Below are 4,133 nucleotides of genomic sequence, written 5' to 3'. Positions count from 1 at the left end.
GGGGTGGGGTGGGGCGGCACAGGGGGCACCCCCGTGCCGGCGGCGGGGGGCGGCCCCCTGGGGCCCCCCCCCCCCGCGCCGACCTGCTTGATCTTTGTCATGGCCGCGCCGAGGGCGCACGCCGATCCTGTACGGGAACCGCAACCCACGCACCGTACAGAGGATGCCACCATGTCGTACACCCCGGACAACGCCCAGCTGCTCCATGCCATGCAGAACGTGATGGTGATTTCCACCACCGACCTGCAGGGCAACATCACCTACGCCAACGACCTGTTCTGCACGCTCACCGGCTTCAGCCGCGAGGAACTGATCGGGCAGCCGCACAGCATGGTGCGCCACCCCGACGTGCCCAAGGCGGTCTACAAGGACATGTGGGACACCATCAAGGCCGGCAAGACCTGGACCGGCATCGTGCCCAACCTGGGCAAGGGCGGCGCCCTGTACGTGGTGGACACCACCGTGCAGCCGCTGTTCGATGCCGAGGGCAACATCACCGCCTACATCAGCATCCGCCGCGTGGTGAATGACCTGATGAGCAACTTCGACGCGGTGGAGTTCAGCAAGGAAAAGTTCGACGACGTCTACGCCGCCTGATGAACGCCACCGCGCCGATCCACCGCGTGCTGGTGGGCTACGGGTCCGAATCCGGCAACGCGCGCGCCCTCGCCCACCGCCTGGGCGCGTTGCCGGCCCTGCAGTGCCACTCACCGCAGGTGCTGCCCTTGAACGCCATCGACGTGGCCTCGCTGGGCAGCGGCGATGTGCTGCTGGCGCTGTCCAGTTCGTTTGGTGATGGCGAGCCGCCGGCCAACGGCGAGGCCTTTGCCGACGCGCTGCGGCAGGTGCCGGCCCTGCCCGGCCTGCGCTATGCGGTGTTCGGGCTGGGCGACACCGGCTACCCGCGCTTCTGCGGCTTCAGCAAGGCGCTGGACGGGCTGCTCGCCGAGCGCCAGGCGCAACCGCTGCTGCACCGGGTGGATGCCGACGGCGGCTACGAGCAGTTCTTCCAGCGCTGGGCGCCGGTGCTGGGCGACGTGCTGGCCGGCCATCCCGACGCGGGCAACGACCTGCGCCTGCAGGTCACCGCCTATGCCGAGGACAACGCGTTCCTGGCGCCGATCACCACCCGCCGCCGGCTCAGTGGCGGCGATCCGGCCGCCTGGCACCTGGGCCTGGACCTGCGCGGCAGCGGGATGGCCTATCGCGCCGGCGACACCCTGCACGTGGTGGCGCAGAACGACCCCGCCCTGCTGGATGCGCTGGCCCGCTGGTACGGCCAGGACGAGGCCATCGCGCTGCTGCGCCACAAGGAGCTGCGGCTGCTGGGCAAGGGCGTGCTGCGTGAACTGGCCCGGCTGGGCGGCAGCGACGTGCTCAAGCGCCTGCTCAAGTCCAGCGAGCGCCCGGCCCTGGAGGCTTACCTGGAAGGGGCGGACGTGCTGGACGTGCTGATGGACCACGCCACGCCGGGCAGCGTGCCGCTGGAGCGCCTGGCCGCGCTGCTGTCGCCGTGCCTGCCGCGGGCGTACTCATTGGCCTCGGCCGCCGGCGGCGAGGAAGCCACGTTGTGCATCCGCGAGGTGCACTACACCCGCAGCGGACGCGAACGCCGCGGCACGGCCACCGGCTGGCTGCTGCAGGGCGACGGCACCGCCCAGGTGTATTGCCGGTCCAATCCCGGCTTCCACCTGCCGACCGACACCCAGGCCCCGCTGCTGCTGGTGGGCACCGGCACGGGCATCGCGCCGCTGATGGGCCTGCTGCGCGAGCTGGAGGCGGCTGGCCAGCGCCGTGAGGTGCACCTGGTGTTCGGCGAGAAGCAGCGCGCGCACGATTTCCTCTACCGCACCGAGCTGGAGGGCTGGCTGCGCGAGGGCACCCTGCAGGGGCTGCACACCGCGTTCTCGCGCGATGGCGCGGCCAAGTTCTATGTGCAGCATGCGCTGGCCGCGCAGTCGGCGCAGGTGGCCGCGCTGTTCGAACGCGGCGCGCACCTGTACGTGTGTGGCAACAAGCGGCATCTGGAGGGCGCGATGCAGGCGGCGATCAACCAGATCCTGCCTGCGGCCGAGGACACCCTGGAGGCCTGGCCCGCGCTGCAGGCGCAGGGCCGCCTGCACTGCGAACTGTACTGACCCCGCGCCGCCTCAGCCGGTGGCGTCGTGGCCCTCGCCGGCCGCGGCCAACGCGGCCAGGCGCTCGGGTTGCAGCAACTGCATCTCGCGCTGGTTGACGGCGATCACGCCATCGTCGATCAGCCGGCGCAGCACGCGGCTGGCGGTTTCCGGTGCCATGCGCAGGTAGTTGGCGATCTCCACCCGGGTCATGCTCAGGTTGAAGCGCACCGGCGAGAACCCCCGGCGCGCATAGCGCTCGGACAGATCCACCAGGAACGCGGCCATGCGTTCCTCGGTGCGATGGTTGGCCGCCAGCAGCGCCACCTTGCCGATTTCCGCACTGAGCAGGCTGAACAGCTTGGCCTGCAGGCCGGGCATGCGGGTGGCCAGCAGGCTCATCCGCGGGAACGAAAACCGGCACAGGTACACCGTATCCAGCGCCACTGCGTTGCACGGATAGCGCGCACCGTGGATCGCGTTGAGGCCGATCACCTCGCCGGGCAGGCTGAAACCCAGCACCTGCTCGTTGCCCTGGCTGTCTTCGACGTAGGTCTTGACCATGCCGCCACGCACCGCGGCGATCGCATCGAAGGGATCGCCCACGCGGAAGATGATCTCCCCCGGCTGGAACGGGCCGACGTGGTCGACCAGCACATGCAGCTCGGCCAGCGCGGTCTTGTCGTAGCCCTGGGACATGCACGCATCCGAGAACGCGCAGGTGCTGCAGAAATGCAGGGCATCGCCGTCATCGGCAGCGGCGGGATTGGGCGTGGCCGCGCGCGGCGGACCGCGTCGGGACGGGGCGGAGGGCATCGTCGGGGGAGCCGGTGCGGGGCGTCAGTCGCGCACGGCGAGCGCAAAGTCCAGCGCGGCGCAGACGGCGGCCACCTGGGCGTCGTTGCATTCCTGCGGATGGGTGCGCGGGCTGTCCGGATAGACCTCGGTGGTGGTGGCAAAGCGCGCGTTGGTGAAGCCGGCGCAGGCGCCGATCGAGCGCGACTCGCCCCAGACCACGCCGTTGGACTGCAGCGGCATGCCGATCAGCTCGCCCTTGGCATCGGCCGGGGCGATGTGGGTGACCTTCTCCACCGCCGCCACCAGGGCCTGCTGGAAGGCCGGCTGCGGGTCTTCGCTGTTGCCGATCACGTAGAAACCATCCGGAATGATGTCCGGCACCAGCGCCTTGCCGTCCCGCGCGCAGCGGGCGGGATCGAACTCGTGCAGGTCGCTGTCGGTGGTTTCGTGCAGGTCCAGGTGGACCAGCAGGTGGTCCGCGCGCGTGCCGACCCACTGCATCAGCGCGCGGGCTTCTTCGATCAGGCCGCCGTCACGGAAGCTGCGGTTGGGGTCGATGGCATCGGGGTTCCAGCGTTGGATGCGCTCATAGCCCCAGGGGCTGACGCACGGAGCGACGATCAGGTTGATGCGCCCGGCATAGGCGTCGGCGCGCTCGTCCAGGAACTGGAGCGCGCCATGCACGCCGCTGGTTTCATAGCCGTGGACACCGCCGGTGACCAGGGCGGTGGGCAGCGCGGGGTCGACCTCGCGGTTGACGACGGCAAACAACGGGTAATGGTCCGGGGCGTAATCGAGCTGGCCGTACTGCACGACGTCGAAGCGCTCGCCCAGCCGCTCCAGCGCGGCGACGACATCGTCCTGGTAGCTGCGCTGGCGCTGCTGCCCGGCGCGCCACTGCGCCCGCTCGGCCTCGCCCCAGGGTTGGCCGGGCGTACCGATCGGGTAGAAATGCGCAGGGGTCATGGGGGGCTCCGGAATCCAGGGAAACAGGCCGCGACGGGAACGCACGGCCCAGCCGTTGATTGTACCGGGAGCGCGCGGGGACTGCCCGGGCCTTGGCGGGCGTGAGTTCGTGCGCGTGGTGGGTCGGTGGGTCGGTGGCTCAGAAGATCAACGACCGCGGCACTGGCGCTTGGTCGGTAGTAGTGGAGAACAATGGGGGCTGTGGGATGCCGGCCAGCGGCCGGCACTACCGGCTTTTCCGGTGCGCACCGG

The 4,133-nt window shown here is 70.3% G+C and carries 4 protein-coding genes; 2 read left to right on the top strand and 2 right to left on the bottom strand.

What is annotated here, in order from left to right; all coding sequences use genetic code 11:
- Positions 1-171: 171 nt before the first annotated feature.
- On the top strand, positions 172-597 hold the full coding sequence (locus RSA25_RS14500; protein WP_332809561.1) for a PAS domain-containing protein: 426 nt from the start codon (positions 172-174) through the stop codon (positions 595-597).
- Complete coding sequence (locus tag RSA25_RS14495) at positions 597-2,138, top strand: sulfite reductase flavoprotein subunit alpha (protein WP_332809560.1); 1,542 nt, start codon at positions 597-599, stop codon at positions 2,136-2,138. Before RSA25_RS14500 ends, RSA25_RS14495 begins: the two co-directional genes overlap by 1 nt.
- Before the next feature lie 12 nt (positions 2,139-2,150).
- On the opposite strand, the gene RSA25_RS14490 is transcribed toward RSA25_RS14495, so the two are convergent.
- The gene (locus RSA25_RS14490) at positions 2,151-2,933 is read right to left on the bottom strand and encodes a helix-turn-helix domain-containing protein (protein WP_332809559.1); all 783 of its coding nucleotides are present in this window, start codon (positions 2,931-2,933) and stop codon (positions 2,151-2,153) included.
- 24 nt (positions 2,934-2,957) lie between these two features.
- Positions 2,958-3,881, bottom strand: a complete 924-nt coding sequence (locus RSA25_RS14485; protein ID WP_332809558.1) for a M14 family metallocarboxypeptidase — start codon at positions 3,879-3,881, stop codon at positions 2,958-2,960.
- Positions 3,882-4,133: the final 252 nt, after the last annotated feature.

Origin of the sequence: Stenotrophomonas sp. (assembly GCF_036662295.1) — a bacterium.
GTDB lineage: Bacteria > Pseudomonadota > Gammaproteobacteria > Xanthomonadales > Xanthomonadaceae > Stenotrophomonas.
Note: the sequence above shows the minus strand (reverse complement) of the source record. Positions and strands in the feature narration are given on the sequence as shown.